General features: G+C 56.5%; 23 protein-coding genes. 9 read left to right on the top strand and 14 right to left on the bottom strand.

The features are described 5' to 3' along the window. The first annotated feature begins 26 nt into the window (after positions 1-26). From IEY11_RS12295 to IEY11_RS12280, 4 genes are all read left to right on the top strand, one after another. Complete coding sequence (locus IEY11_RS12295; RefSeq protein WP_118564696.1) at positions 27-992, top strand: sugar ABC transporter substrate-binding protein; 966 nt, start codon at positions 27-29, stop codon at positions 990-992. A 137-nt stretch (positions 993-1129) separates the two neighbouring features. Beyond that, a complete protein-coding gene (locus IEY11_RS12290; RefSeq protein ID WP_188886694.1) occupies positions 1130-2713 on the top strand; it encodes a response regulator transcription factor in 1584 nt (527 codons plus the stop codon). A gap of 9 nt (positions 2714-2722) precedes the next feature. Continuing rightward, entirely contained in the window at positions 2723-3541 is an 819-nt protein-coding gene (locus IEY11_RS12285) for a sensor histidine kinase (RefSeq protein ID WP_118360885.1), read from the top strand. A gap of 1 nt (position 3542) precedes the next feature. Beyond that, positions 3543-4976, top strand: a complete 1434-nt coding sequence (locus IEY11_RS12280) for an ABC transporter ATP-binding protein (protein ID WP_118729962.1) — start codon at positions 3543-3545, stop codon at positions 4974-4976. An 18-nt stretch (positions 4977-4994) separates the two neighbouring features. Here the strand turns inward: IEY11_RS12280 and IEY11_RS12275 are convergent, their stop codons facing one another. The 4 genes from IEY11_RS12275 to IEY11_RS12260 form a co-directional block, all read right to left on the bottom strand. Beyond that, the gene (locus IEY11_RS12275) at positions 4995-5132 is read right to left on the bottom strand and encodes a hypothetical protein (protein ID WP_158578355.1); all 138 of its coding nucleotides are present in this window, start codon (positions 5130-5132) and stop codon (positions 4995-4997) included. 111 nt (positions 5133-5243) lie between these two features. Continuing rightward, positions 5244-6737: an AAA family ATPase gene (locus IEY11_RS12270; protein ID WP_188886693.1), complete on the bottom strand. Its 1494-nt coding sequence runs from the start codon at positions 6735-6737 to the stop codon at positions 5244-5246. Between the two features lie 12 nt (positions 6738-6749). Beyond that, positions 6750-7550, bottom strand: coding sequence for a tRNA lysidine(34) synthetase (locus IEY11_RS12265; RefSeq protein WP_188886692.1), 801 nt, complete (start codon positions 7548-7550; stop codon positions 6750-6752). Beyond that, positions 7547-8302 (bottom strand): SDR family NAD(P)-dependent oxidoreductase, encoded by a 756-nt coding sequence (locus IEY11_RS12260; protein WP_110435809.1) that lies wholly within the window; start codon positions 8300-8302, stop codon positions 7547-7549. The genes IEY11_RS12265 and IEY11_RS12260 overlap by 4 nt, the downstream gene beginning before the upstream one ends. 213 nt (positions 8303-8515) lie before the next feature. Between IEY11_RS12260 and rnr the strand changes: the two genes are divergently transcribed. Both rnr and aguB read left to right on the top strand, forming a co-directional pair. Continuing rightward, positions 8516-10786 (top strand): ribonuclease R, encoded by a 2271-nt coding sequence (gene rnr, locus IEY11_RS12255; RefSeq protein WP_188886691.1) that lies wholly within the window; start codon positions 8516-8518, stop codon positions 10784-10786. Positions 10787-10970: 184 nt separating this feature from the next. Then, complete coding sequence (gene aguB, locus IEY11_RS12250) at positions 10971-11840, top strand: N-carbamoylputrescine amidase (RefSeq protein WP_110435811.1); 870 nt, start codon at positions 10971-10973, stop codon at positions 11838-11840. Between the two features lie 71 nt (positions 11841-11911). On the opposite strand, the gene IEY11_RS12245 is transcribed toward aguB, so the two are convergent. From IEY11_RS12245 to yedF, 9 genes are all read right to left on the bottom strand, one after another. After that, complete coding sequence (locus tag IEY11_RS12245) at positions 11912-13765, bottom strand: polysaccharide deacetylase family protein (protein ID WP_188886690.1); 1854 nt, start codon at positions 13763-13765, stop codon at positions 11912-11914. Between the two features lie 11 nt (positions 13766-13776). Continuing rightward, positions 13777-15318 carry an MBOAT family O-acyltransferase gene (locus IEY11_RS12240; RefSeq protein WP_188886689.1) on the bottom strand — a complete coding sequence of 514 codons (1542 nt, stop codon included), beginning with the start codon at positions 15316-15318 and terminating at the stop codon, positions 13777-13779. Continuing rightward, entirely contained in the window at positions 15318-15545 is a 228-nt protein-coding gene (locus IEY11_RS12235; protein ID WP_110435814.1) for an acyl carrier protein, read from the bottom strand. The genes IEY11_RS12240 and IEY11_RS12235 overlap by 1 nt, the downstream gene beginning before the upstream one ends. Positions 15546-15559: 14 nt before the next feature. Beyond that, positions 15560-16336: a GNAT family N-acetyltransferase gene (locus tag IEY11_RS12230; RefSeq protein WP_188886688.1), complete on the bottom strand. Its 777-nt coding sequence runs from the start codon at positions 16334-16336 to the stop codon at positions 15560-15562. Then, positions 16323-17843, bottom strand: coding sequence for an amino acid adenylation domain-containing protein (locus tag IEY11_RS12225; RefSeq protein WP_188886687.1), 1521 nt, complete (start codon positions 17841-17843; stop codon positions 16323-16325). Before IEY11_RS12225 ends, IEY11_RS12230 begins: the two co-directional genes overlap by 14 nt. Positions 17844-17912: 69 nt before the next feature. Further along, positions 17913-18473 carry an alpha/beta fold hydrolase gene (locus tag IEY11_RS12220; RefSeq protein WP_188886686.1) on the bottom strand — a complete coding sequence of 187 codons (561 nt, stop codon included), beginning with the start codon at positions 18471-18473 and terminating at the stop codon, positions 17913-17915. A 30-nt stretch (positions 18474-18503) separates the two neighbouring features. Then, on the bottom strand, positions 18504-19637 hold the full coding sequence (locus tag IEY11_RS12215) for an aminotransferase class V-fold PLP-dependent enzyme (protein ID WP_188886685.1): 1134 nt from the start codon (positions 19635-19637) through the stop codon (positions 18504-18506). Positions 19638-19648: 11 nt separating this feature from the next. Next, positions 19649-19891 (bottom strand): DUF3343 domain-containing protein, encoded by a 243-nt coding sequence (locus IEY11_RS12210; RefSeq protein WP_188886718.1) that lies wholly within the window; start codon positions 19889-19891, stop codon positions 19649-19651. After that, complete coding sequence (gene yedF, locus IEY11_RS12205) at positions 19891-20502, bottom strand: sulfurtransferase-like selenium metabolism protein YedF (protein WP_188886684.1); 612 nt, start codon at positions 20500-20502, stop codon at positions 19891-19893. Before yedF ends, IEY11_RS12210 begins: the two co-directional genes overlap by 1 nt. Before the next feature lie 379 nt (positions 20503-20881). On the opposite strand from yedF, the gene IEY11_RS12200 reads away from it, so the two are divergent. From IEY11_RS12200 to IEY11_RS12190, 3 genes are all read left to right on the top strand, one after another. After that, positions 20882-22387 (top strand): Y-family DNA polymerase, encoded by a 1506-nt coding sequence (locus IEY11_RS12200; protein WP_188886683.1) that lies wholly within the window; start codon positions 20882-20884, stop codon positions 22385-22387. A gap of 203 nt (positions 22388-22590) precedes the next feature. Continuing rightward, positions 22591-23673 carry a GGDEF domain-containing protein gene (locus IEY11_RS12195; RefSeq protein WP_188886682.1) on the top strand — a complete coding sequence of 361 codons (1083 nt, stop codon included), beginning with the start codon at positions 22591-22593 and terminating at the stop codon, positions 23671-23673. A gap of 17 nt (positions 23674-23690) precedes the next feature. Continuing rightward, a complete protein-coding gene (locus IEY11_RS12190) occupies positions 23691-24125 on the top strand; it encodes a hypothetical protein (protein WP_188886681.1) in 435 nt (144 codons plus the stop codon). Positions 24126-24170: 45 nt separating this feature from the next. Here IEY11_RS12190 and IEY11_RS12185 read toward each other — a convergent pair whose 3' ends face one another. Continuing rightward, positions 24171-24815 (bottom strand): CatA-like O-acetyltransferase, encoded by a 645-nt coding sequence (locus IEY11_RS12185; RefSeq protein WP_243184008.1) that lies wholly within the window; start codon positions 24813-24815, stop codon positions 24171-24173. Positions 24816-24874: the final 59 nt, after the last annotated feature.

Raw genomic sequence — 24874 nt, 5'->3', positions numbered from 1 at the left:
CAACTTCTCTAAGGAGGAAAAAGAAAATGAAAAAGAGACTTCTCGCTATGCTGCTTACAGGTGCCATGACTCTGAGTCTGGCTGCCTGCGGTGGTACTTCCACCGGTTCTGATGCAGGCACCGATTCCGGTGCTGATTCCGGCAGCGATTCCTACAAGATCGCCCTCATCCAGCAGCACCAGACCAACGCATTCCAGATTGCCGTATCCGAGGCTGCTGAGGCCAAGGCTGACGAGCTGGGTGTTGACCTGACCATTCTGAGTGCCGATCAGGACGCCGCTACCCAGATCAGCCAGATTGAGCAGTGCGTATCCGAGGGCTATGATGCCATCCTGTTCGAGCCTGTTGATCCGGACGGCCTTGCCGATGCTGCAAAGTCCGCAGCTGATTCCGGCGTTGTTATGATCAACATCATCTCGGCCTGCACCGACTGGCAGAACAACGGCATCTCCGCTGTTTCCTACGGCAACAACGTAAAGGCCGGCGAAACCGAGATGGAGCAGGTTGCAAAGCTCCTCAACGGCAAGGGCAACATCGCTATCCTGACCGGCCCGTCCGGCGACGCAGGCGGTCTGCAGCGTATGGAAGGCTACGAGAACATTCTGAAGAACTACCCCGAGATCAAGCAGGTCGTTGCTCCGGCTGATTGCCAGTGGGATACCGCAAGCGCACAGTCCACTGTTGAGAGCTGGCTGTCCGCTTACGATCTGGATGCTATCGTTTGTGAGAACGACGGCATGGCAGTAGGCGCCGGCAACGCAGCAGGTGCAAACTCCGGCATCGTTATCGCAGGCGTTGACGGTACGCCGGACGGCTTTGAGGCTATTCAGGACGGCCGCATCAGCGGTACTGTTTCTCAGAATGGCGGTGCTATGGCTGCAAACGGCATCGAGGCCGCTGTTAAGCTGCTCAAGGGTGAAACCCTCGATACCACCGAGATCGTAACCGACAACACCTGGATCGACTCCAGCAACGTTAAGGATTACGAGTAATTTCTTGAAAATGCTTTGCAAATCCTTGCAAACAGTGTTATTATGAATAAGAAAAAGGGAAAACGGTTACGTTTTCCCTTTTTCCTATCAACAAGCAAAATCTGTTTTCCTAAAATTACCTTCAAAGGGGAATATGTATGTTAAGGGTCGTACTGGCAGATGATGAAAAAAAGGTCCTGCTGCTGATGCGCAAGCTGATTGACTGGGAAGGTCTTGGCTTTGAGATTGTCGGCATGGCGAGCGACGGTATAAGCGCACTCGATCAAGTGCGCGAAAAGAAGCCGCACTTGCTGGTGACCGATATCCGCATGCCCGGCTATGACGGCATTGACCTCATTCGGCAGGCAAAGCAGATTCAGCCGGGACTGCATTTTATCATCGTCAGCGGCTACCGCCAGTTTGAATATGCGCAGAATGCGCTCAAATACGGCGTAGAAGGCTATCTGCTTAAGCCGCTCAAGCAGGAGGAAATGGTCGATCTGCTGATCAGCCTCAAGGAGAAGATGGGCGAGGAAGCAGCGATAGAGTACCGCTTGAAAAAGAGCAGCGAGCGTGAGCAGGAGCGCATCATCGACACCCTGATGACTGAGGTGCGCGGCGGTGTACGCACCTCGAGCACCGTGCGCTCGTTTGATCTGGAGCGCGGTCTGCCCGAAGGCGGCAGCTACTTTGCGGCTGTTATCAAGCCGAATATTCCGTCCGCGGCAGAAAATCAGGACGGCTTCCGTGCCATGCAGAAGCACGCGCTCGAGATCGTCCGGCAGGAGCTGGGACAGATGGACTGCGGTTTTGTGGCATCGGCACGCCGCGAGGGTATCGTGGCGGCCGTGTATACGCCGGAGTATCAGCCGGTCGAGGTCAAGCGGTGCTTCACCAAGATACGCAAGGAGATCGAAAAGCAGCGCGACCTGTTCTGGGGCATTCGCGCCGCCGTCTGCCTTGGCAGTCGGCAGAGCACCACAGAAAAGCTGTCCGTTTCGCTGAAGGAGGCGATTTGGCTGTGCATCGACGGTTTGTGCCACACACCGAACTGGCGGGACGCCGAAGCCGAAACACCGGATTTTTCCCTGCATTATACGCTGGATGGCGCGCAGAAGCGTCGCTTTCAGGAGGCTGCCGCATGTCTGAACACCGAGCAGTACGCCGAGGAGCTGGAGGACAGCTACCGCGCAGTTATGTCTATGCAGCCGCTCTGGGGACAAATGCTGGAGGACTGGTTCCGGCAGATACTAACTGCGGTGCGCTACGGCTTGCAGCAGGACGGCAGCGCCGATGAGCAGTTCTATCAGCGCATGGAGGACGGACTGTGGCAGTGTACCAACGCACAGGAGCTGCTTCGGCTGCTGCAGGACGGCGTCAGCGGTGAGCTGAACCGTCTGCGCCGGGAGCGCTCTCAGCGCGAAGCGCGTCCCATTACGGACGCAAAGCACTTTATCCAGCAGCATTATCAGGAATCTCTGCGGCTCGAGGATGTCAGCAATGCGGTCGGCTTCAACGCGACCTACTTTTCCGCCATGTTCAAAAAGGAGACCGGACAGAATTTCATGGATTATCTGACCGAGCTGCGCATGAATAAGGCGAAGGAATTGCTGTGCGGCGATGAATGCTCGGTGCAGGACGTTGCCGAACAGGTTGGATACCGTGACCTGAAATATTTTTCCCGCCTGTTCAAGAAAACCACCGGAATCAGTCCGTCGGACTATAAAAAGCTGTACAGGTAGGTGAAGGGCATGTGGCTGAAAACACAATGGAAGCTGCGCCGGGCGCTGCGCCGCTATCGGCGGGACGGCAATCTGGACGCGGTGCTGCACGAGGATTGGAGCCGCTGCCGCGATATTTTTGCCTTTTTCCACGAGATCGAGGATCGTCTGCACGGCGAGGAGATCACCCGCCTGCGGCAGAAGCAGGCGGAGTATCTGGCGCTGCAAAACCAGATCAATCCGCATTTTCTGTACAATGCGCTTGAGGCGATCCGTTCGGATGCGCTCTTGGCGGATTGCGAGGACATCGCGGAGACGACCGAGGCACTGGCGACTTTTTTTCGCTACACCATCTCCAATGTGCAGGAATATGTCACCTTTTCGGACGAGTTGGACAACGCCGAGAACTATTTCACCATCCAGCGCTGTCGCTTCGGTGACAAGCTGGATATGGAACTGGAAATGGAAAACGAGGATTTGCTTGAGGCGCGTATGCCCAAGCTGATCCTGCAGCCGCTGGTGGAAAACGCCGTCGTGCATGGTCTGGAGAGCAAGATAGGGCAGGGAACCGTACATATTTCGGTGGAAAACAGCGAAAACACGCTGTTCCTGCGCGTCAAGGACGACGGAATCGGTATTTCCGAGGAGCAGGTGGAGCAGCTGAACGAGGAGTTTGCCCATGGCAGCGCGAACGCCGTCAGCCGCAAACGCGGCGGCATTGCGCTGCGCAATGTTAACAGCCGTATACGGCTGATGTTCGGAGAAAATTACGGTCTGCGGATATTCAGCGCGAAGGGAATCGGTACCGAATGCTGCGTTACACTGCCGCTGCTGCTGCAGGAGGAGTGATATGAAGGAAGAACTGATACGCATTGAGCATGGTGTATTCCGCAGCGATACCGGCGAATACCGGTTTGATATCTCGGTTTCCTGCGGCGAGTGCATCGGCGTATATGTGGATGAGTATTTGACCTCCGGTACTGCATATCTGGATCTTTTCAAGGGACGCCTTGCACTGACGGACGGACGCGCCTTCTGCTGCGGCAGCAAGACAGGCGCCGCAGTGATCGAGCACTGGATCCGGCAGAACACCATGCTGGTGGACAAATCCCGCTTTGCGGGCAGGGAGCTGACCATGCGCGATTTTGTGCTGGCGCTTGGCAGAACGACCTCATACCGGCAGAAGAACCGCAGTGCGGCACGGCTGAAATCGCTTGCCGCGACCGATATGCTGCGGCAACTTGGGCTGGAGCATTCGTGGGAGACGCGCCTTGCCGACCTTTCGGTGCTGGATTATTACCGGCTTTCGGTGTTCCGCGCATGGTTCACCGGCTGCCGGCTGCTCGTCCTCGATCGGCTGACAGAGGCACTGCGCCGGCAGGATCAGGACCGGCTGATGCAGTGCGTACAGCTTCTGCTCGGGCATGGCATGGCGGTGCTCCTTTTCGATATGGATGAGATGTTCATGTTCCGCTATGCCGGCCGCATTGATGTGATTAAGGAGCGCCGCACCTTTTTCCGGCTGTATCCTGAGGAATACGGCCCGCGCCTGTTTGAGCTGCTCGGTTGGGAGCGTGCCAGCCGTCCGGCATGGATGGAGCGCACAGCGCCCGCAAAGGGCAAGACGGTGCTTTCCGTATTTGAACTGTTCCTGCCGCCACTGCCGCCGCTGTCCTTCGAGATATGCGCCGGCGAGATCGCCTTTCTGCACGATGAGAATTACAGCACCGGACGCCGTCTGCACGACTGCTTTCTGGGGAATCAGGGCTGGCAGAACGGCATTTTCCGGCTGGACGGCAGAATTTACGACCACAGCGAGCTGAACCGTATCATCGGCACTGAGATCGGCATCCAGATTGAGCAGCCCGACCGACCGGGCGGCGTGCTGTTTGACAACATGACCGCGCTCGACAATCTGTGCACCTGTCTGATTCCTAAGGCAGACAAGTGGCTGATCCGCAAAAAGCTCGTCTCCAGTATTCTGGAGGAGGCGACTCGCTGGTTCCCGCGCGAAATGCTGCTGCGTCCGCTCAGCGCATGGTCACTGCCCGATCGTCTGCGGTTTTCGTATTATCGGTGGTATCTGCTCAATCCCAAGCTGCTGATCTGCTTTTTCCCGTTCGCGGGACAGGAATCGGCGCATCACAAGATGATCATTGATATGCTGGTGCTGTGCGCGCGGCGCGGCATGGCGGTCTGGATCATCTCGTCCGGCATTGACGCCATCTGCGAAAAAACCGATAACGAAGAGTTTCTGCGCCGTCTGCGCTACATCAAGGAATGATGTGTGCAGACGGCGTTTTTATGCGTCGGACAGCGGGAGCAGCTCAAAAAGCTTGATGACCCGTCCGAGCAGCAGTGCGGAGAGCACTGTGCCGACACCGATGCCGTAAAACGGGCAGTAATGGAACAGGCACAATCCAGCGCTGATGGCAACCATAGAGAGGTCAAACCCGTTCTTGACGGTGGAAAACCGCAGATGAAATACCCTCTACATATGCCGGAAACCCGGCTGCAGCCTAATGCGCAACCGGGTTTCCGGATAAACTGTTCATGATTCTTCGTTTCTTGCGGATTCAATATCCTGCAGAAGCTGTTTCTGCGTATCATCGAACAGCAGGCGCTTGTTATGCGCGAAATACGCATCGCACCCGAAGTTCTGGATAAACCACGAGGTAAACCAGTTCGCGGTCAGCTCGGTAGCGAACAGCACCAGCTCCTGCGAATCCGGAATGGCGGCATCGAGGAAGGCAAATGCGTTTGCCAGTGCGGCATCGGTCTTGTCTGCGGCGGCTGCGCGTGCGTCCACATCGGCGGAGAAAAGCGCCTTCAGGCGGTCAAACTGCTGCTCCTCGGGTACTTTTTCGAGTGTGAGCGCCTGCCGGTAGGCATCCAGACGCTCCACCTCACGGGAGGCGACATAGAGCGCGTCCTTGTCGGACGAGCCGCCGTTTCGCTTGTCTGCAAGCGCGGCACGTTTTTCATCCGGCAGGGAAGCGATGGCTTTTGCGCCTTCTCGGATGGCGAGCAGGTCGGCGTGAAGCGCATCGGTCAGCGCATCCAGACGGTACGCGTCACGGGCACCGTCCGCCAGCCGGCTCAGCAGCAGACCGAGTACGCCCAGCTTTTCGTCAAACGGCGCGTCCCGCAGTTCGGAAGCGCGAACCGGCTCCCAGGTGCCGGAAAGCAGCTCATCCACGCGGTAAACCTGCTTGTATTTGTCATAAAGCTGCAGATAATTCGCAAAATCACTTGCCACCTGCGGCAGCTGCAAATACTGCTCCACAACCTGACGATCAACCGGAATACCCAGCGACTCGTACACCTGCATCAGCTCGGACAAATCTTCCCAGCCGCGTGCGGTGACAAACTGCAGTCCGTCGGCGGTAGTCTCTACGCGGTAAAAATGCTCGCGCCGGATCTCAAGGTAGGACAGGATGGCACCATGGATGCCGCGTCGGTACGCGTACTCCTTCCACACACCGAAATCCTCTTCGATGTCGATTTTTTTAACGCGGTCGAGCGTTACCACGTCAAATTCCCGCACGGATTTGTTGTATTCCGGCGGATTTCCCGCTGCTACGACCACCCATCCGGCAGGCAGCTGCTGATTGCCGAAGGTCTTGCACTGCAGAAACTGCAGCATCATCGGCGTGAGCGTCTCGGAAATACAGTTGATTTCATCGAGGAACAGAATGCCTTCTTTTACGCCTGTGCGTTCCATTTCGCGGTACACCGAAGCGATAATCTCGCTCATTGTGTAGGCGGTTACTGTGCGTTCCTCGCCGCCGAGCATCACCTTGTCGATGAACGGCAGACCGAGCGCGGACTGGCGCGTGTGGTGTGTCAGCGTGTAGGAGACAAGACCGACGCCGGTCTCCTCGGCGATCTGCTGCATGATCTGCGTTTTGCCGATGCCCGGAGGTCCCATCAGCAGGATTGGCCGCTGCCGAATCGGCGGAATGCGATACGCGCCGAATTCATCGGTGGTGAGATACGCCTTGAGCGCGTTTTTGATTTCGTTTTTTGCACGTTTGATGTTCATAACTGCGCCTCGTTAGTCAAATTGATCCAGAAAATTATGTTTGCCGTTCGCATCGCGCCAGCCGAGCAGCTTGGCGGTATCGACGTTCTTGACCGCGTTGAAGATATTCGCTTCAATCTGCGGGTTGTTTGCCGCGAGAGACGCGATCAGCTGCTTGATTTCCGCGCGCTTGGTGTCGCTTTCCAGTTTTTTCGCCGGACAGTCGCACGGCAGGAAGGTCAGACTGCAATATTCCGCCCAGTCGAGGACACTCTGCTCGCGCGTGAAATACAGCGGACGGATCAGCTCCATGCCCTCGTAATTCTTGGCCTTGACGCGCGGCAGCATGGCCTGCACCTGACCGCCGTAGATCAGTCCCATCAGCACGGTGCCGATGGCATCATCATAGTGATGACCGAGCGCGATTTTATTGCAGCCGCGCTTGCGTGCTTCGGTGTACAGGTAGCCGCGCCGCATTTTTGCGCACAGAAAGCAGGGGTGCTCGGCAGAGTGTATCCCTGCCACGCGCAGTACGTCGGTGTCGAAAATTTCGAGCGGGATGTCCAGCCGTTTCGCGTTTTCCTCGAGGTGCTTGCGGCCCTCCGGCGCATAACCCGGGTCCATTGCAAGGAACACGAGGTCAAAATCCATCGTGTGCTGTAAATCCTGCAGCAGCAGTGCCAGCAGCATGGAATCCTTGCCGCCGGAGATGCAGACTGCAACCTTATCGCCCGGTTTTACCAGTTCATATGCCTTTACCGCGTCTACGAACGGCTTGCGCAGTGTACGCACAAATTCGCTTTGCAGCGTTCTTTTTATCTCTTTTGCAGTCATTTTGCGCCCTTCTTATGCTGGAAATGATAGGTGATACGGGCAAGAATGCTGTCCGGCGCGAAATGCCGCGCCAGTGTCATGGCCTTCATGGCTGCACCCGGAACGACAACCGCCTTGCCTGCAAACAGGCCGTCAACAGCTTCGCGCGCCACACGCTCTGCCGACAGACCGGAGAGCGAAAACCGCACGCCTGCGACTTTGTTGAACTCGGTGTCCACCGGTCCCGGACAGAGGGCGCACACACGCACCGGAGAGCCGGCGCGGCGCAGCTCCTCGCGCAAGGCTTCGGTCAGGCGCAGAACATAGTTTTTGGTGGCGTAATAGGTCGCCATCAGCGGTCCCGGCAAAAATCCCGCCGAGGACGACACGTTGAGAATATAGCCGCGTCCGCGCTGCACAAAATCCCGCACAGCCAGCTTGGTGAGAATGTGTACGGCACGCACGTTGGTGTCGATCATGCGCAGCTCCTCATCCAGATCGGCGGTGACAAACTCGCCGAACAGACCGAACCCCGCGTTGTTGATCACGACCTCCAGTTCCTCGCTCTGTACGGCCTCGTACAGCAGGCGGCATTCCTGCTCGTCCGACACGTCCGCCGCGATGATGCGGCACGGCACCGGCAGCTCTGCCGCCAGTTCGCGCAGGCGTTCCTCTCTGCGGGCGCACAGGATCAGCTCGTAGCCGCGTGCCGCCAGCAGGCGCGCCATTTCGCGTCCCAGTCCAGAGGACGCACCCGTGATGAGTGCTTTCATGCAAATTCCCTCCAAATCACTGTGATAACTTATTATATAGTACCATGCGGACTTGTCCGCGTCAATTCATGTTGTTCGTCACATTCTGTACAAATTTGCGGATGGTGATGGGTTTACTTGGTTTTGGCTTTTCAATAAGATTTGAGAATGGTATAATAACAATGAAATAGTGCATTGATTTTTCGCCAGAAGCCGAAGATAGGAGGGGCGAATATGAAAAATAAAGAAGCAGACACCGAATTGGAATCCAGACTGCTGGAAATTCTGGTGCACCCGTGCCGTATTGAGGACATCCGGCGCGAGCTGCCGAATGCAGGCAAAAACAATCTCAAAAACGCGCTGGACGTGCTCATTGCAGACGGCAGGGTGATGAAAAATAAGAAAAACCGCTTTGCGGTCTCCGCGCACTACGGCTGTGCGGCCGGAACCTATCTGGCTACCGAGCGGGCATTCGCGTTTGTCGCGCCGGATTATCCGGAGGGCGAAGCCAAGCCGGATGATCTGTTCATCCCGCCGAATGCGTCCGGCGGTGCGTGGCACGGCGACCGCGTGCTCGTCAAGGTGAGTGAGCGCAAGAACAACCGCGGCCGCAAGGAAGCAACCGTTATCCGCGTGCTGGGACGCGCCGGCAAGGAGCTGACCGGCGAACTCGTGCAGCGCGGCAAGGCATTTTTCGTGCAGCCGACCTCGAAAAAGTATCCGGAGATTGCGGTGGACAAGCATGACCTCGGCGAAGCCGCCGTTGGTGACTGTGTGGCTGTTTCGATCTCGCATTACGGCGATGAGCAGTTTATGCCGCAGGGCGTTGTCCGCGCGGATTTGGGCGAAAGCGGTACGATGGAGGCCGCTATCGCGGCTGTTCTGCACGAAAACGGCGTGTATGACGTATTTCCGAACGAGGTGCTCGAGCAGGCGCTCGCCATTCCGCAGGAGGTCGATATGGGCACCGCCGGCAAGCGGCTCGATCTGCGCGACAAGCTGATCTTTACCATCGACGGCGATGACGCGAAGGACTTTGACGATGCGGTATCGCTCGAAAAGCTGGAAAACGGACACTATCTGCTCGGCGTACACATCGCGGACGTGAGCCATTACGTTACGCCGGATTCGCCGCTTGACGCCGAGGCGTTCCGCCGCGGTACATCGGTTTATTTCCCGGGACACGTTGTGCCGATGCTGCCGTTCGCGCTGTCCAACGGCATCTGCTCGCTCAACCCGAAGGTGGACCGTCTGGCGTTCTCCGCGCTGATGGAGGTCGATAAGGACGGCCGCCGGTATGGTGCGAAATTTGCCAAGTCGGTCATCTGCTCCAAGGCCCGCATGACCTACAACAAGGTTAACAAAATCCTCGCGGGGGACAAGGGGCTGCGCGAGGAATACGCTTTTCTGGTCGAGACTGCCGAGACGATGAACAATTTGGCGCACGCGCTGTACAAGCGCCGCATTGAGCGCGGCGCACTCGAGCTGGACATTCCGGAGGCGGAAATCCGCGTGGACGAGAACGGCAAGCCGGTTGAAATTCGGTTCCGTGAGCGCGGCGAGAGTGAAAAGCTAATCGAGGAATTCATGCTGCAGGCCAACGAAGCGGTTGCCGAGTATATGTGCAAGCGCGAGCTGCCGACCGTCTACCGTGTGCACGAGAATCCCGATCCGGACAAGCTGCGCGTGTTTGCGTCGTTTGCGCGTCCGTTCGGCTACCGCATCGACCCGTCCAAGCCGGAGGATACGGCGCAGTTCCAGACCGTGCTGCGCGGCGCAAAGAACGACCCGAAGCAGCGCGTGCTGCCGACGCTTCTGCTGCGCTCGCTGGCGCGTGCCCGCTACGCGGATGAGTGTATTGGCCATTACGGTCTGAAGGCGAAGTTCTACCTGCACTTTACCTCGCCAATCCGCCGCTATCCCGATCTGGTGGCGCATCGCATGCTGCAGAAGGCGCTTCTCGGTGAAGAATTTACCGCGGCAGACGAAACAATGTGCGAGGAAGCCGCAGACCAGTCCACAAACCGCGAACAGGCTGCCGACAACTGCGAACGCGACATCGACAAGCTGTATATCGCGTCCTACATGCAGCAGTTTATCGGTGAGGAATTTGACGCGGAGGTTTCCGGTGTGCAGTCGTTCGGCGTGTTTGTTGCGCTGGAAAACGGCTGTGAGGGTCTGATTCGTGCAGAGCTGATGACCGGCGACTTCTACCAGTACGACGAGGAGCACATGGCGATGGTTGGCCGCCACACCGGCAAGCGGTTTACGATCGGCACGCCGATGCGTGTCAAGCTGCTTGCCGCAAGCGACACCACCGGTCAGATCGACTTTGCACCGGCAGACGGCTCGCTTCCGGTTTCGGAAAAGCTGGATCGTCCGCGCCGTGAGGACACCGACCGTGCTCCGAGAGGCAATCGCGCGGAGCGCCGCCGTCACAGCGGCAAGGGACGCGGCGGCAAGCCCGGCAAGGGCAAAAAGCCGCCCACGCGCAAGAGAAGATAAGGCAATACCGCATAATTGAACAAGAGTGATTTGCGAGTAAATTTTGCGTACTGACGAGGCACAGTTTTGCGGTAATACTTGATGTATTACCGTGAAACTGCAACAAAGTCAGGACACAAAATTTCCGCAAAGCACCGCAGTCTTAATTGTGCGGTGTTGCCATAAGTATAGGAGAGAATCTTTTATGTCCAATAAAGTAACCGTTGCTGCGATTCAGATGACCTACGGTCTGGAAGAAGCCTGCGAAAAGGTCCGCGAAGCGGCATCTCAGGGGGCGCAGATCATTCTGCTGCCCGAACTGTTTGAAAACTGGTATTTCTGTCAGGAAAAAAGCTACGAGAACTATCATTTAGCGACAACACTCGAGGAAAATCCGGCGGTCCGCGAGATGCAGACCATTGCCCGTGATTTCAAGGTCGTCATTCCGGTCAGCTACTACGAGCGGGTCGGCGAGACCACGTTCAACACGGTGGCTGTCATTGACGCGGACGGCACGATCATGGGTCAGTACCGCAAGACCCACATTCCGGATGACCATTTTTATCAGGAAAAGTTCTATTTTACGCCCGGAAATACCGGCTTCAAGGTCTGGGATACGGCTTATGCGAAAATCGGCGTCGGTATCTGCTGGGACCAGTGGTTCCCGGAGTCCGCGCGCTGCATGGCGCTGCAAGGCGCGGAACTGCTGTTCTACCCGACTGCCATCGGTTCCGAGCCGATTCTTGACTGCGATTCCATGCCGCACTGGCGGCGCTGCATGCAGGGCCACGCGGCGGCGAACATTATGCCGCTGATCGCGGCAAACCGCATCGGCACCGAGACCGTCAAGCCGACCGAGGATAACCAGCACCAGTCGTCCTCGCTGACGTTCTACGGCTCGTCCTTCATCGCGGATGAAACCGGCGCGCTTGTCGAGCAGGCTGACCGTGAAAACGCAGGCGTGCTGACGCATACGTTCGATCTGGATGAAATCCGTGAGATGCGCCGTTCGTGGGGTGTTTACCGCGACCGGAGACCGGAAATGTATGGTGCAATGCGCGGCTACGGTTTATAAAATGGAAAATTCCATTCACAAAAAACGCAGACTGAGAATATTCTCAGTCTGCGTTTTCTATATCATAGATATTATTTTGCGAGTTCCGCCAGGAATTCATCCATGTTGGTGTCTTCCGTCATGGTAATGCGGTGCATGCTGTACAGCGTCTGCGGCAAACCCTGTACGACCGCATTCACGCCCGGCTGGGTGGTGAACGTCAGCTCGATGCCCTGACTGCGCAGCGCATCCATCGTCAGCGTGCCGTATGCGCCTTCCGGATAGGACAGCGCGTTGACCTTCTCACCGGTGATCGGCTCGATGGCCTGCTGGCTCTGCTGGATGTCAGCCCTGACAGCGGCTTCGTAGTCCGCATCGCTTTCGCCGGGAAGCTGCGCGAGTGTTTCCCGAACACGGTCGTTGCCGTCCTCGAACGGCGGCCACTGGTGCATGTCATAGGTGTGGCTCTGGATGGAAATCAGGCCGGAATCCACCATTTCCTGCATCTCAGCCGCGCCGAAGTGCGGTGTCATGGCGTGGTCGGTATCCTTGTAGGTGTCCTTGCCGATGGAAACGCCGATGGCGAAAATGGTCGCCTTCATGTTGTATTCCTTGAGAACAGGGAATGCGTCCGCGTAGTTGCTCAGATAGCCGTCGTCAAACGTGAGAACGATGGGGTTCTCGGGCAGCGGTGTACCATTGTAGACGTAATCGCGCAGCTGCTCGAGCGAAATCGCGTTGCAGCCGGCATCGGAAAGCGCCTGAATCTGTTTGCGGAACGCCTCCGGCGAAATGGTAGCCGAGCCGCTGACCTCCTCGGTCAGCTGGTGCCACGTCAGAATCGGAACCTTAACGGCGGTATCGTTGTCCGTGCGCGGTGCAGGACGCTGCGTGAAATAGTCATGCGGCGTGTCAGAGGTCACATAAGTGCCGAAATCCGACGGAATTGCGGTGATAGCAGGCGTAAAGTCGGGATACTCCTTCTCGGCAATGCGGGTTGCCATCATCTCGCCAATGTTGTTGCGGAAGTGCGTGCTGTCGTAGAAGAAGCGCGGCTCGCTGCTGACAGACGAGGACGAAAAATTCCAGTAATCGGTCACTTTGGCAAGAGATTCGTAGAAATTCGTGATATCCTCGTCGTAAAAGTTCTTGTAATAGTCGGTGTACACCGGAGCGGTCAGCACAATCAGATTGACGCCGTTTTCCTCGCAAACCTTGCGGATTGCGGCCACCGACTGCATGCAGGCTTCGGTCTTGTACAGGTGCAGCGGCTCGTGGTTGGGATAATTGGTGAATACCGGATAGGCGTTCAGATAATCCGCGGTAGAGCCGATCGGCTCTACATCACGCACGCGCTTGTCATACGCACCGGTCTGCTCGTCGAATACGTCGAACGACTGCGGCATGAGCGTGTCTTTCTTCTTGTTCACCAGCTTCTGATAGCCATACCGCGGGTCCGCGAGGAGAAACCGCGAGTAATACGACAGCGCGGACATATCCGGGTCGGTTTTGTAGTGCAGGCTGTGGGTCAGCTTGTTGGACTCATCATCATAGGTCAGGCCATTGTCCAGATACACATTCAGCACCAGATTTTTGACCGTGTAGTTGTCGATCAGGTAGTTTGCAATCTTTTCGCAGTCCTTCATATCCGCGCCGTACATGATCATGTTGTAGAATCTGGCGTTCAGCATCTCGTTAAACGACTCGGTCGGCAGCGAGCTGGTGGACGAGCAGCCGAGAAAATACGAGTCGTACTCGTCATGGTGCTGCTCGAGATAGGAGATCTTCGCCGCACGCGGATTGTTGGTCTCGTCATACGAAAACCACTGCATAAACCGGTCGCCGAACGCGCCGAACGGGTCGGTGACGTAGTTGAATCCGGCCAGCAGTGCGGCTAGGATCAGCACGATAACGGGCAGAGAAAGCACCCATTTTTTTGCGTTCATGCTCTGCCTCCTTAAAATTGCTTGTAGATGAACTCGGACGAGATGTATCCGGCACGGAAAATGCCGAACAGCAGCAGGACCACGAGCGAAACGGTTAGCACGGTCAGCTGCACGAGCGCCGGGCGCTCGTTGAGCCACGCCTGCACATCGGTGCCGCGTTCCTCAAAGAACTCCACACCGTGGACGATGAGAATGCCGACAAAAATGATGATAAAGTCGGAAATACTCAATCCAAGCGTCGGCACAACCGACGAAAACTCACTGAAATGCGGATGCAGCACGGTTGTGCCGAGCAGCGCGAATACAGTTTTGAGACGCGGTGCGCGGGTGAAATAACGGCCGATAAACACCAGTCCGAACGTGCGGACCGTCATAAAAATGCGCCAGCCGGTCGATTTGTCGTTGATGTGCAGCTTTTCCTTCCACGAAAGGAAGCGGCGCTCCATCAGCAGGGAAGCGGTAATGAGGATACCGTTCCACAGGCCGAACGCAATGTAGCGGAAGTTGGCGCCGTGCCAGATGCCGATGATCAAATACACGATAAACGTAGCGGTTGAGGTGGCACAGATCTTGCCCATCATGCCCTTGAAATGCTTGCGCGCCCACTTGCCGAGCTTGCCGAACGGCTTGGAAAACGCCAGAGGATAGAACACATAGTCGCGCATCCACGCACCGAGCGTGATGTGCCAGCGCCGCCAGTAGTCGGTGAGTGAGGTGGAAAACAGCGGTCGGCGGAAGTTGACGGTCATATCAATGCCGAACATGCGCGCGACGCCGCGTGTGATGTCGATGCCGCCGGAAAAATCGCAGTACAACTGAATGCAGTAGAACAGAATACCGAGCGCAATGACAGCACCGCCGTACGGACAGTTCTCCATGATGACGTTGTTTACCAGAACAGCCGCGCGGTCAGCGATGACGATTTTTTTGAAGTACCCCCAGAGCGCCAGCTGAATGCCGATCTGCAGGTCGTCCCAGCACAGCTTGCGCTCTGCGGTAAGCTGCGGCGCCAGCTGATCGAAACGGCTGATCGGTCCCTGTACCATCTGCGGGAAGAACGATACGAACAGACCGTAGCGCAGCGGATTGCGCTCGGGCGCATATTTGCCGCGGTACACGTCAATAACGTAGCTCATGGACTGGAAAATGAAAAACGACAGACCGAGCGGCACGACAAAATCCCATCGGGGAATGTGATTGCCGAGCGCGGACGGCAGCAGCTCGAGCGTGAAATTCCAGTATTTCATCGCGTAGAGCAAGCCAAAACAGCAGACCGCGCAAATTACCGCGATCTGCCTCTTTTTGTGCTGTATTTGGGTCTTTTGCGCCTTGTCGGCAGGCTTGATGGCGTTATAGCACCCGAGAATGAGTCCGGTTACCCAGGTCATTCCGGCCACCAGAACCACCCACGCAAACGCCTTGACCGAGCCGGCCATGTAAAACGCCGCACTCGCCAGCAGCAGGATGCACCACTGTGCCTTTTTCGGCACGATGTAGTAGAGCAGCACGCTCGCAATGGTAAGTACGATAAATGAAGCGGAAGTAAAAGCCATTAGTCCTGCGCGTTCTCGATCAGTTCAACGATGGCGTCAACCGAGTTGAAGTTCTCCGGCGTCAGGTCGTTGACACCCAGCTGAACGTCAAACTCCTCCATCAGCTCGGAAATAACGGCTACGATGTCGAGGGAATCGATGATGCCGTCGTCGATGATGGCAGTTTCGTTCTCAAAGTCGTTGCCCGGGCAGATCTCATTCAGAATTTCGATAATTTTTTCTCTCATGGTCGATTTCTCCTTTAATTATATTGCAGCACGGCGGAAGTCCATCCGTCGGGCCGATAGCCGTGTTGTTCGTAAAAATGCTCGGCAGGAGCATTGCCGGTCCGCGCCCATACCTGACTTTTTGCGCCGTCCGTTGCCGTAAGATACGCAGTGAGCAGCTCGCCGGCAAGACCTTTTCCGCGGCAGTCCGCACGCACGGCAAGGTGCCGAATTTCGGTCGAGACGCGGGAAACTGCAAAATGCAGCACGCCGGAAACGCCCTGTTCGTCCCGGGTGATAACGGTGTGGCCGGTTGCGAGGTTTTCGCGCAGATCGTCCGCAGTCGGCAGACAGCCGGTGAGAGCGGAGAAGTGCTCACTTAAAAAGCGGGAAATATCCTCGAAATCCTCCGGCTTTGCAGGAACTGCGGTTGTTTCCACCGGAAATGCTTCCGGTTTGCGGGTGCGCCGCGTGCGGCGCAGCACCTGACGAAAACCGAGGACACAGAATTGCTCGGCGGCATTAGCCATGACCTCCGCGTCTTTCGCGCGGCAGGACAGCTCGGTCACAACCGGCCTGTCCGTCTCCGGCAGGGAGAGCACCGCGCCCGGATGCAGGTAGAACGTCATCACAAGGTGGTCTCCGCGTTCGCGGAACAGCAGCAGTGCGCCGTCTGCCTCGTGGATGTACAGTCCGTTCGCGATTTCGCGCGTGTAGTCATCACCGCGCAGAAAGTTGTTGGTAATGACGCCTTTCTTGAGCTGTGCGTTCAGCAGATCGGAAATCTGTGCGAAATTCTCAATCTTCCGCATGGATAAATTGCTCCTTCAGCTTGACGCGGTCGATCTTGCCGTTGGCATTCATCGGCAGTGCGTCCAGCTTTTCATAGATGTTGGGCAGCATATACTTGGGTACCAGTCTGCGCATGGCACGCGCGAGTGCCGCGGCATCCGGTTCGCCCTCGTAGATGCAGAGGATGCGGTCGCGGCTGCGGTCAAACAGGCAGGCTGCGGCGGCGATGCCGTCCACGCTGTGCAGCGCGGTCTCGATCTCGCCAAGCTCGATGCGGTAGCCCATGTGCTTGATCTGGCCGTCCTGCCGCGACAGGAAATACAGCAGACCGTCGTCCTTCTTGACGGCGATATCACCCGTGCGGTACAGAATATCGCGGAAATACGGGTTTGTCGGGTTCTGGATGAAGCATTCGTTCGTCTTTTCCCAGTTACCGAAGTAGCCGCTGGCCAGTCCGCTGCCGCGCACGCAGATCTCGCCGGCCTCGCCGTCCGGAACAGGCTTGCCGTCCTTGTCGAGCAGCACAATCTGCATGTTGCGGCAGGCTTTGCCGATCGGAATGGCTTCATCGTCGCGGTAGTCGCGGGTGAGATGGAATGCGGCACAGTCCACGGTGGTCTCGGTCGGTCCGTACATATTGACAACCTCAAGACCTGGAATCGCGGCCTTCCACGCGTTCACATAGCGCGCCTGCAGCGCTTCACCGCCGAGAGCGGCTTTGCGCAGCGTGGGCGGCGCGCACTTGCTCAGTGCACCCGAGCTTGCCACAAAGTGGAACGCGCTGGTCGCCCAGTTGATGGCGGTCACGCCGACACGCTCCATCTCCTTGAGCAGCAGCATCGGGAAGGTAAACAGCTTTTTCGAGAAAATATGGCAGGTTGCACCGAGCGAAAGGGTCTGGTACAGGTCCTTGCACGAAAGATCAAAGTAAAACGGCGCCTGATTGCCGAAAATATCATGCTCGGTGTAGCCGCAGAACTCGCTCATCCAGTCGGTGAAGTCGATGACCGCACGGTGCGGAATGACGATTCCCTTCGGCGCACCGGTCGAACCCGAGGTGAACAGCAGGTAAACCGGGTCAATATCCAGCACGTTCTCACGGATGGACTGCAGCAGATCTGCGTCAGCCGGTGCTGCAAAGCCCTCGTCCATCGAGATGAGCGGCGCACAGTCGGCAAGCGGCTCAGCCTGCCTGCGGTTGCCCTCGGCGTAGACGATAGCGGCCGGATGAACCTGCTCGAAAATGCGGCGGATACGCGCTTCCGGCATGTGGTCGTCGATCGGAACGTAGCAGCCGCCCGCATACAGCACACCCTGCATCGCGGCAACGCTTTCGGCCGTGCGGCCGATCAAAACCGCGACCGGCTTGTGCAGTGTATCGACGGTTTTGGCAAGGTGCGTGCCCAGACCCTGTGCGGCCTTCAGCAGCTCGCCGAAGGTGAACACGCGGTTCTCATCGCAGAACGCAGGCTTGTCCGCGTGCATTCGGGCAGAGGATTCCAAATATTCGAGTACATTTTTTCTCATAGACATACTTCCTCATTATGATAGTCTATTTTATCATAGAGGGCGGAAAAAGTAAACGGAAAACGGCGGTCACGCCGGAGAATCCATCCAGTGTGCGGTTTCATCCATAATATCGTGCAGAATAAAAATATCGTGCAAGGTATCGCCGGTTTCCATTGAGTGGTTGGCGTTTTCGGTCAGATAGAGCAGAATGCCGATCTTCCGGCAGCCGTTTATGATCATCTCGGTGTCCGCCCACGGATCGGCGGTGCCGTGAAAGGCGATGCCGGTCGGGTCGAGATAGGGCAGGGCCTGTTCAATCGGCGTGTAGTATACCTGCCGCGGATGAATGTTGTGCTGAACAGCATACCGTGCGGCAATCGCAGTGCCAATGCTCTTCGAGAGGAAGAAAACGCGGTCGTAAGCGGTCCAGTCGATGGCGGTAAGCTGTTCCTCTGCGGCAGAAAGCGCGGTCTGCACAGCTTGTTCGATTTTTTCGGTGTGACCTCTTAAACCGGTCGGCAGAGCGGGATACTGCACCGCGAGCAGGTCGCAGCCGCGTGCGCGTGCAAGTTTGGCGCTGTAATACAGCAGCGGTTTGTCGATATGGTAGCCGATGCCGGGGAACAGCACGGCAAGCTGGTTGCTCATAGGTAAGGCTCCTTTGGGGAAAATGCAGGATTACTCCGCCAGCTCCCGCACGGCGGCAATTGCGGTATCGACCTCAGTTTCCGTGTTAAAATACGAAAAGCTGAAGCGAACCGCGCCCTGCTGCACGGTGCCGAGCGCCTCGTGCATGCGCGGCGCACAGTGTGCACCGGCGCGTGTGGCGATGTCATAATCGGCAAACAGCGCGTCCGCGACCTCGGCGGAGTCATAATCGCGGATGTTAAGTGCCACGACAGCCGCGCGTTCCGGTCGGGAGAAATCGCCGTAGACGGTCACGCCGTCAATGTCCTTCACACCGTCGTAAAACCGCCGCATGAGTGCGCGTTCGTGTGCTCCGATGGTCTGCACGGTCTGTTTTTCAATAAATTTCAGCGCGGCATGCAGTCCGGCGATGCCGTGCGTATTGAGCGTGCCCGCCTCGAGCCGTGCGGGATACGCCTGCGGCTGCTCGCGGTCGTAGGAGTGAATGCCGGTGCCGCCGCGGAGCAGCGGCCGAAGCTCTACACCCGGCCGGATGCACAGGCCGCCGGTTCCCTGCGGACCCATTAGGCCCTTGTGGCCGGTGAAGCAGAGCACGTCAATGTTCATGCGCTGCATGTCGATTGGCACCGCGCCTGCCGTCTGCGATGCATCGACAACCAGAAGGGCACCGTGTTCGTGCGCCATTGCACCGATTTTGGCGATATCGAGCAGGTTTCCGGTCAGATTGGATGCATGCGTGCAGACAACGGCCTTGGTTTCCGGCCGGAACAGGTGTTCCATATCCTCGCAGCGGATGCTGCCCCTGCGGTCTGCCGGTACAAAATCCACCGATACGCCGCGCGTCTGCAGATCATACAGCGGACGGAGCACGGAATTGTGCTCCAGATCGGTCGAAATGACGTGATCGCCGGACGAAAACAGACCGTAGAGTGCAATATTCAGCGCCTCGGTGGAGTTCGCGGTGAATACAACATGGTCCGCACGCGGACAGCCGAACAGCTTCGCCAGCTGACTCCGCGTTTCGAACACCATGCGCGACGCGGAAAGCGACACGCCGTGTGCGCCGCGCGACGCATTTCCTGCGGTAAGAATGGCGTTTTTGACCGCCTCTGCGACTTCAGGCGGCTTGTGCAGCGTGGTCGCTGCGTTATCCAGATAAATCATGATTTCCTCCGTCAGTCGAACAGTTCGACGAGAGCATGCGTCTCGAATCCAATGTCGGTTTCGCGCAGAGCGTCGAGGAGCACCTGTTCCTCGTTTGTTTCGGCCTTCCATGCCAGTCCGCAGCCTGCGCTCACCTGAGAGGGAATCGGAATTATGCGTCCGGGCAGACCGCGCTGCGTGAACATGGCTTCTGCCGCGAGCGCCTGCTCGGTGGACGCAAACGCGATGACCGCAAACGGCCGTTTGCGCCGCATCACGGGCGCAGAATGAGGTCGGCCTGCATCTGCTTCTCGGTGATGACGTACATGTTGGTCACGTCACCGACTGCCAGCTTGTCGGTCAGGCCGTAGTGGTTGAGACAGGTACCGCAGGTCAGAATCTCCACACCGAGCGATGCCAGGTTTTTCAGATCCTCGAGCGATGCCGAGTCTTCGCAGGTCAGGCGTGCGCCGCCGTTGTAGAACAGAATCGTGCTCGGCAGGTGATCCTGCTGGGTGAGCGCAAAAATAAAGCCCTTGATGAGAATGCGGCCCAGCTCCTCATCGCCCTCGCCCATGTGGTCGGCGGAAATGACAACGACCGTCTTTTTCTGCGCCGCCGGTACCGTGCAGGCAATCTGCTCATCGGCTTCTGCCTTGCCGATGGTGTTTTCGGTCGTGATCGTCACGCAGAATTCCTTGTCCGAGCGTTTTTCGGTTGTGATCGAGCAGCCCTTGCTCTCCGCAAGGCGGGTCAGGTTCTGCACTGCAATTTCATTATCTACCAGCGTCTGAACCGTGCCCGCACCTTTCAAATCCTGCAGCGCGTGCAGCGTTTTGATGACCGGAATCGGACATGCGTCACCGATCGCATTCACTTGTACCATAATAAAGTTCCTCCTTTTGGGGATGTTCTGTGGATAGTATAGCACAATAAATCGCTGAAGACCATAATTTATCCATAGGATTGCGGAATACTGGGAGGAGAGGACGGTTTTTCTTGACGGTGTTCTCTTAGAAAGGGTAAAATTATAATGTATTTTACAAAAGTACGCAAAATTTGTTCGCAAATCGCTTTTGTTCAATTATGCGGTATTGCCTTAAATGATAATTATCTATCCGTAACCTTATATAGAACACATTTACAGATATTACTTGCTTATTTGAACTGTGTTACCGGAAAATTATCTATTGATAACCCGAATATCCAATATCTGATACAAAATCGTTATCTGATTGACTGACACGCCGAAAGGGGGCATAACCATGCGATCCCGCACCTACCTTGCCATCGACCTGAAATCCTTTTATGCCTCCGTGGAGTGCCGGGAGCGTGACCTCGATCCGCTTGACACGCACCTTGTTGTCGCGGATGAGACCCGCACGGACAAGACCATCTGTCTGGCAGTCACGCCGTCGCTGAAGAGCTACGGCATTTCCGGCCGCGGACGGCTGTTTGAGGTACGTCAGCGCGTTAAGCAGGTCAATGCCGAGCGGCAGCGCCGTGCGCCCGGGCATACATTCACCGGCGCGTCTTACTCTGCTGCGGAACTGCGGGAAAACCCGTCTCTTGCGATGGATTTCATCATCGCACCGCCGCATATGGCGCATTATATGGCGTACAGCAGCCGGATTTATGCCATTTACATGAAATATGTCGCGCCGGAGGATATGGTTGTGTACTCCATTGACGAGGTGTTCATGGACGTGACCGGCTACCTTGAGACCTACGGCCTGACCGCGCGTGAGCTGGCGCGGAAAATCATTCTCGATGTGCTGAACACCACCGGCATCACGGCCACGGCGGGCATCGGCACCAACCTGTTTCTGTGCAAGGTGGCGATGGATATTGTCGCCAAGCACGTTCCCGCCGACCGCGACGGCGTGCGTATCGCCGAACTGGACGAGCGCAGATTCCGGCACGAGCTGTGGTCATATCAGCCGCTCACCGATTTCTGGCGCGTGGGACGAGGCACCGCGAAAAAACTCGAGCAGTACGGCATGTGCACCATGGGCGATATCGCGCTGTGCTCGGAGAAAAACGAGGATCTGCTGTATAAGCTGTTCGGCAAAAACGCGGAGCTGCTCATCGACCATGCGTGGGGATGGGAGCCGTGCACGGTCGCGGATATCAAAGCCTACAAGCCGAGCACCAACAGCATCAGCACCGGGCAGGTGCTTGCGTGTCCGTATACAGCGGACAAGGCACGTCTGGTTGTCCGCGAAATGGCAGATCAGCTGGTACTCGATCTGGTGAGCAAGGGCTTTGTCACCGACCGGCTTGTGCTGACCGTCGGATACGATATTGATAACCTGAACGATCCGGCACGGCGGATTAACTACCACGGCAAGACCGAGACCGATCGCTACGGGCGCACGCTTCCAAAATCTGCACACGGCACGCAGAGTCTCGGAGAACTGACCTCGTCTACGCGAAAGCTCATGGACGCAGCGACCACGCTGTTCGACCGTATTATCGACCCGAATCTGCTCATCCGGCGCATGTATCTGGTGGCAGATCACATCCTTCCGGAATCTGACGCGTCCCAGCCGGCTCGGTGTGAGCAGCTTGACCTGTTTACCGACTATGCTGCCGAGCAGGAGCGCCGGAGGGCAGAGCAGGCCGCACTCGAGCGGGAACGAAAGCTGCAGCAGGCGGCGCTTGCCATCAAGAGCAAATACGGCAAAAACGCGCTGCTCAAGGGCATGAACCTTGAGGAAGGTGCGACTGCCATTGAGCGAAACGGAAAAATCGGCGGGCATAACGCATAATCGGAAAAACATGCTAAGGCAATGTAAATGAATTGCCTGATTCTGCCTCTCCACTGACGTTCTATGTCGAAAATTCGACATTTCAGGCAGTCACCCTTGTATATGGCAATCAAAGGAAATATAATATATTCACAATAATATGAGAAATATATCTTTTCTGGAAGGATTGCGAAGCCGCAAGGCAGCTGCATACGGAGAAGCTAATGAAAATTATCTGCGAAAAAGGCTATCACGCCGGAAATGTCCTGCGTCTGGTAGCGGAATATTTGGAAAAACGATATCCGGATGATATGATTCTGGATGAAAATATGGAAATCACGCTTTCACTCAAGAACGGTGAGAACGGTCAGCCCATCGTGCTCGGTGCAGAGGAACTGCAGCTGTCGCACCATACAGCCGACCATTCCGAGGACTACTATAATCATGATGTGCTGACCCATTTGTACACGCGCTGCAAGTACGAGCACGATCTCAAGGTCTTTCAGCTGGCGAATTATGCGCGGCTGACCTGCATTTACATGGATGCCGTCGGCCTGCATGAGATCAACAACCACTTGGGACATGAGGCCGGCGACCACATGCTGCGCTCGATTGCGGACGGGATTCGGAAGTATTTCCCGGACGACTGCGCATACCGCATCGGCGGTGATGAGTTTGTCCTGCTGTGTCCGGCGCGTCAGCCGGAGGAGCTTGCAGAAAGCCTTGCGGCGTTCCGTCACACAATCCGTGAGATGGGTTATGAGGTCTCGGTCGGCGTGTCTGAAAGCACGGACAGACAGACGCTGAACGAGACGGTCAATCGGGCTGAAACGGCCATGCGGCATGATAAGATGGAGTTTTACCGCAATAACGGCGGTATCCGTCAAATGCGCATCATAGATGACAAGCTGGAGCAGCCGCTCATCAAAAAGCAGGATGTTACCCGTTTTCTGCAGGCCATCGCACCGCTTTACAGGGGAGTGTACATGGTCAATGCCAAGCAGGATACCTGTCGGTATATCTATGTTCCGCCGTATTTTAAGACCATACTGGAGAATAATCATCATGCGTTTATGTCTTCCGTGCGTGAGTACTGCCGCGAACTGGTTCATCCGGAGTATTATGACGAATTTGCAAAGCTGCTGGATTACAGCTATATAGAGGAGCAGATTGCGGCGCATGGTTCGCTGAAGATGACCTATCAGATACGGGACGGCAGCCGGATACATCTCAAAATCACCATGGCCGACCGGAGTTACGCAGAGGCCCATGAGCTGCTGTGGATTTTTCTGGACGAAACGCAGTAGAAGAAAGCAGGTGAAGCATGTCCGCAATCGACAATCGAAAATACGCCGGGATTATGAATCTGCCGCATCATGTCTCCCCAACCCGTCCGCAGATGCCCATGAGCGACCGTGCGGCACAGTTTTCGCCGTTTGCGGCGCTGACCGGGTATGCCGGTGTTATCCGTGAGACAGCGCGGCTGACCGACCGCAAAATCGAGCTGGACGAGACCATGCTGACCGCACTTAACGAGCGGTATCGGCTGCTGCTTTCCGTGCTCGATGCAGAACCCGAGGTGGAGATCACCTATTTTGTGCCGGATGAACGCAAATCCGGCGGTGCATACCGCACAGTTTCCGGTGTGGTCAAAAAGGCGGATGAGTTCACGCGGCGGCTGACCCTGACAGACGGCACGGTGATTCCGATGGAGGATGTGCTGATGTTGGATGGGGCAATATTTGGACAGAATGAATGAGAAAATCCACGCTTTTCACAAAGAAAAGCGTGGATTTTTGTACATTCAGTGCAGAGCATCCAGTTCCTCCTGCAGATACCGGAAGAACAAACCGGCGTGGTATCCATCTGCCACCGCATGTGCAATGGTGATATTGACCGGCATATTGACCTTTTCGCCGCATTTTTCGTATCTGCCCATGACAACGATGGGAAAGTACGCCGGCTGTCCGTCCGCGACGCGGCTGCCGCAGCCGGTAAACGCCGTCCACGGCGTACAGGATATGCAGTAGAAATTCGCAGGCTGATTCGGCTTGGTCTTGATGCCCTTGACATCCTTGTAGGTCTGCATATCTGCGGTAATGGCGTTGTAAAACGTGGGGAAATCCTCGGAAAAGTCCGTCCAACAGTCGGAAAACGTGCAGTCATCCGGATGAAAGAACGTGAAATTCGGCACGATTTTATCCCAGACACAGAGTTCGTTGTCCGCGTTTTTGAACATGCGGAAGTTCTCGATGCGGCTCAGCGCCTTGGTGACGCAGTAAATCGCCGCTGCGTAGAATTTACAGCCGTGTGCATGACAGAAACGGAGCAGGTTTTGCACATCCACCGGCGCCGTCATATTGAATTCAACCTTGAGAGCCTCGGTATAGTAGCGGTAGTGCTCACGGCGAGGCCAGCTTTCCATATCGACTTTTTTGAAGGCTTGCATAGCGTTCCATCCTTTCCGAACCCTGCAGATACACGCCCTGACTTTTTTGGCATTTGCAA

The organism is Butyricicoccus faecihominis (assembly GCF_014648015.1).
Classification (GTDB): Bacteria; Bacillota; Clostridia; order Oscillospirales; family Butyricicoccaceae; genus Agathobaculum; species Agathobaculum butyriciproducens.
The sequence above is the reverse complement of the archived record's forward strand: the minus strand, read 5'-3'. Positions and strand labels throughout refer to the sequence as shown.

Excerpts from the sequence above, each read along its gene's own strand:
- IEY11_RS12295 (WP_118564696.1), top strand. The coding sequence starts at position 27 with ATGAAAAAGAGACTTCTCGCTATGCTGCTTACAGGTGCCATGACTCTG.
- IEY11_RS12290 (WP_188886694.1), top strand. The coding sequence starts at position 1,130 with ATGTTAAGGGTCGTACTGGCAGATGATGAAAAAAAGGTCCTGCTGCTG.
- IEY11_RS12285 (WP_118360885.1), top strand. The coding sequence starts at position 2,723 with ATGTGGCTGAAAACACAATGGAAGCTGCGCCGGGCGCTGCGCCGCTAT.
- IEY11_RS12280 (WP_118729962.1), top strand. The coding sequence starts at position 3,543 with ATGAAGGAAGAACTGATACGCATTGAGCATGGTGTATTCCGCAGCGAT.
- IEY11_RS12275 (WP_158578355.1), bottom strand. The coding sequence starts at position 5,132 with ATGGTTGCCATCAGCGCTGGATTGTGCCTGTTCCATTACTGCCCGTTT.
- IEY11_RS12270 (WP_188886693.1), bottom strand. The coding sequence starts at position 6,737 with ATGAACATCAAACGTGCAAAAAACGAAATCAAAAACGCGCTCAAGGCG.
- IEY11_RS12265 (WP_188886692.1), bottom strand. The coding sequence starts at position 7,550 with ATGACTGCAAAAGAGATAAAAAGAACGCTGCAAAGCGAATTTGTGCGT.
- IEY11_RS12260 (WP_110435809.1), bottom strand. The coding sequence starts at position 8,302 with ATGAAAGCACTCATCACGGGTGCGTCCTCTGGACTGGGACGCGAAATG.
- rnr (WP_188886691.1), top strand. The coding sequence starts at position 8,516 with ATGAAAAATAAAGAAGCAGACACCGAATTGGAATCCAGACTGCTGGAA.
- aguB (WP_110435811.1), top strand. The coding sequence starts at position 10,971 with ATGTCCAATAAAGTAACCGTTGCTGCGATTCAGATGACCTACGGTCTG.
- IEY11_RS12245 (WP_188886690.1), bottom strand. The coding sequence starts at position 13,765 with ATGAACGCAAAAAAATGGGTGCTTTCTCTGCCCGTTATCGTGCTGATC.
- IEY11_RS12240 (WP_188886689.1), bottom strand. The coding sequence starts at position 15,318 with ATGGCTTTTACTTCCGCTTCATTTATCGTACTTACCATTGCGAGCGTG.
- IEY11_RS12235 (WP_110435814.1), bottom strand. The coding sequence starts at position 15,545 with ATGAGAGAAAAAATTATCGAAATTCTGAATGAGATCTGCCCGGGCAAC.
- IEY11_RS12230 (WP_188886688.1), bottom strand. The coding sequence starts at position 16,336 with ATGCGGAAGATTGAGAATTTCGCACAGATTTCCGATCTGCTGAACGCA.
- IEY11_RS12225 (WP_188886687.1), bottom strand. The coding sequence starts at position 17,843 with ATGAGAAAAAATGTACTCGAATATTTGGAATCCTCTGCCCGAATGCAC.
- IEY11_RS12220 (WP_188886686.1), bottom strand. The coding sequence starts at position 18,473 with ATGAGCAACCAGCTTGCCGTGCTGTTCCCCGGCATCGGCTACCATATC.
- IEY11_RS12215 (WP_188886685.1), bottom strand. The coding sequence starts at position 19,637 with ATGATTTATCTGGATAACGCAGCGACCACGCTGCACAAGCCGCCTGAA.
- IEY11_RS12210 (WP_188886718.1), bottom strand. The coding sequence starts at position 19,891 with ATGCGGCGCAAACGGCCGTTTGCGGTCATCGCGTTTGCGTCCACCGAG.
- yedF (WP_188886684.1), bottom strand. The coding sequence starts at position 20,502 with ATGGTACAAGTGAATGCGATCGGTGACGCATGTCCGATTCCGGTCATC.
- IEY11_RS12200 (WP_188886683.1), top strand. The coding sequence starts at position 20,882 with ATGCGATCCCGCACCTACCTTGCCATCGACCTGAAATCCTTTTATGCC.
- IEY11_RS12195 (WP_188886682.1), top strand. The coding sequence starts at position 22,591 with ATGAAAATTATCTGCGAAAAAGGCTATCACGCCGGAAATGTCCTGCGT.
- IEY11_RS12190 (WP_188886681.1), top strand. The coding sequence starts at position 23,691 with ATGTCCGCAATCGACAATCGAAAATACGCCGGGATTATGAATCTGCCG.
- IEY11_RS12185 (WP_243184008.1), bottom strand. The coding sequence starts at position 24,815 with ATGCAAGCCTTCAAAAAAGTCGATATGGAAAGCTGGCCTCGCCGTGAG.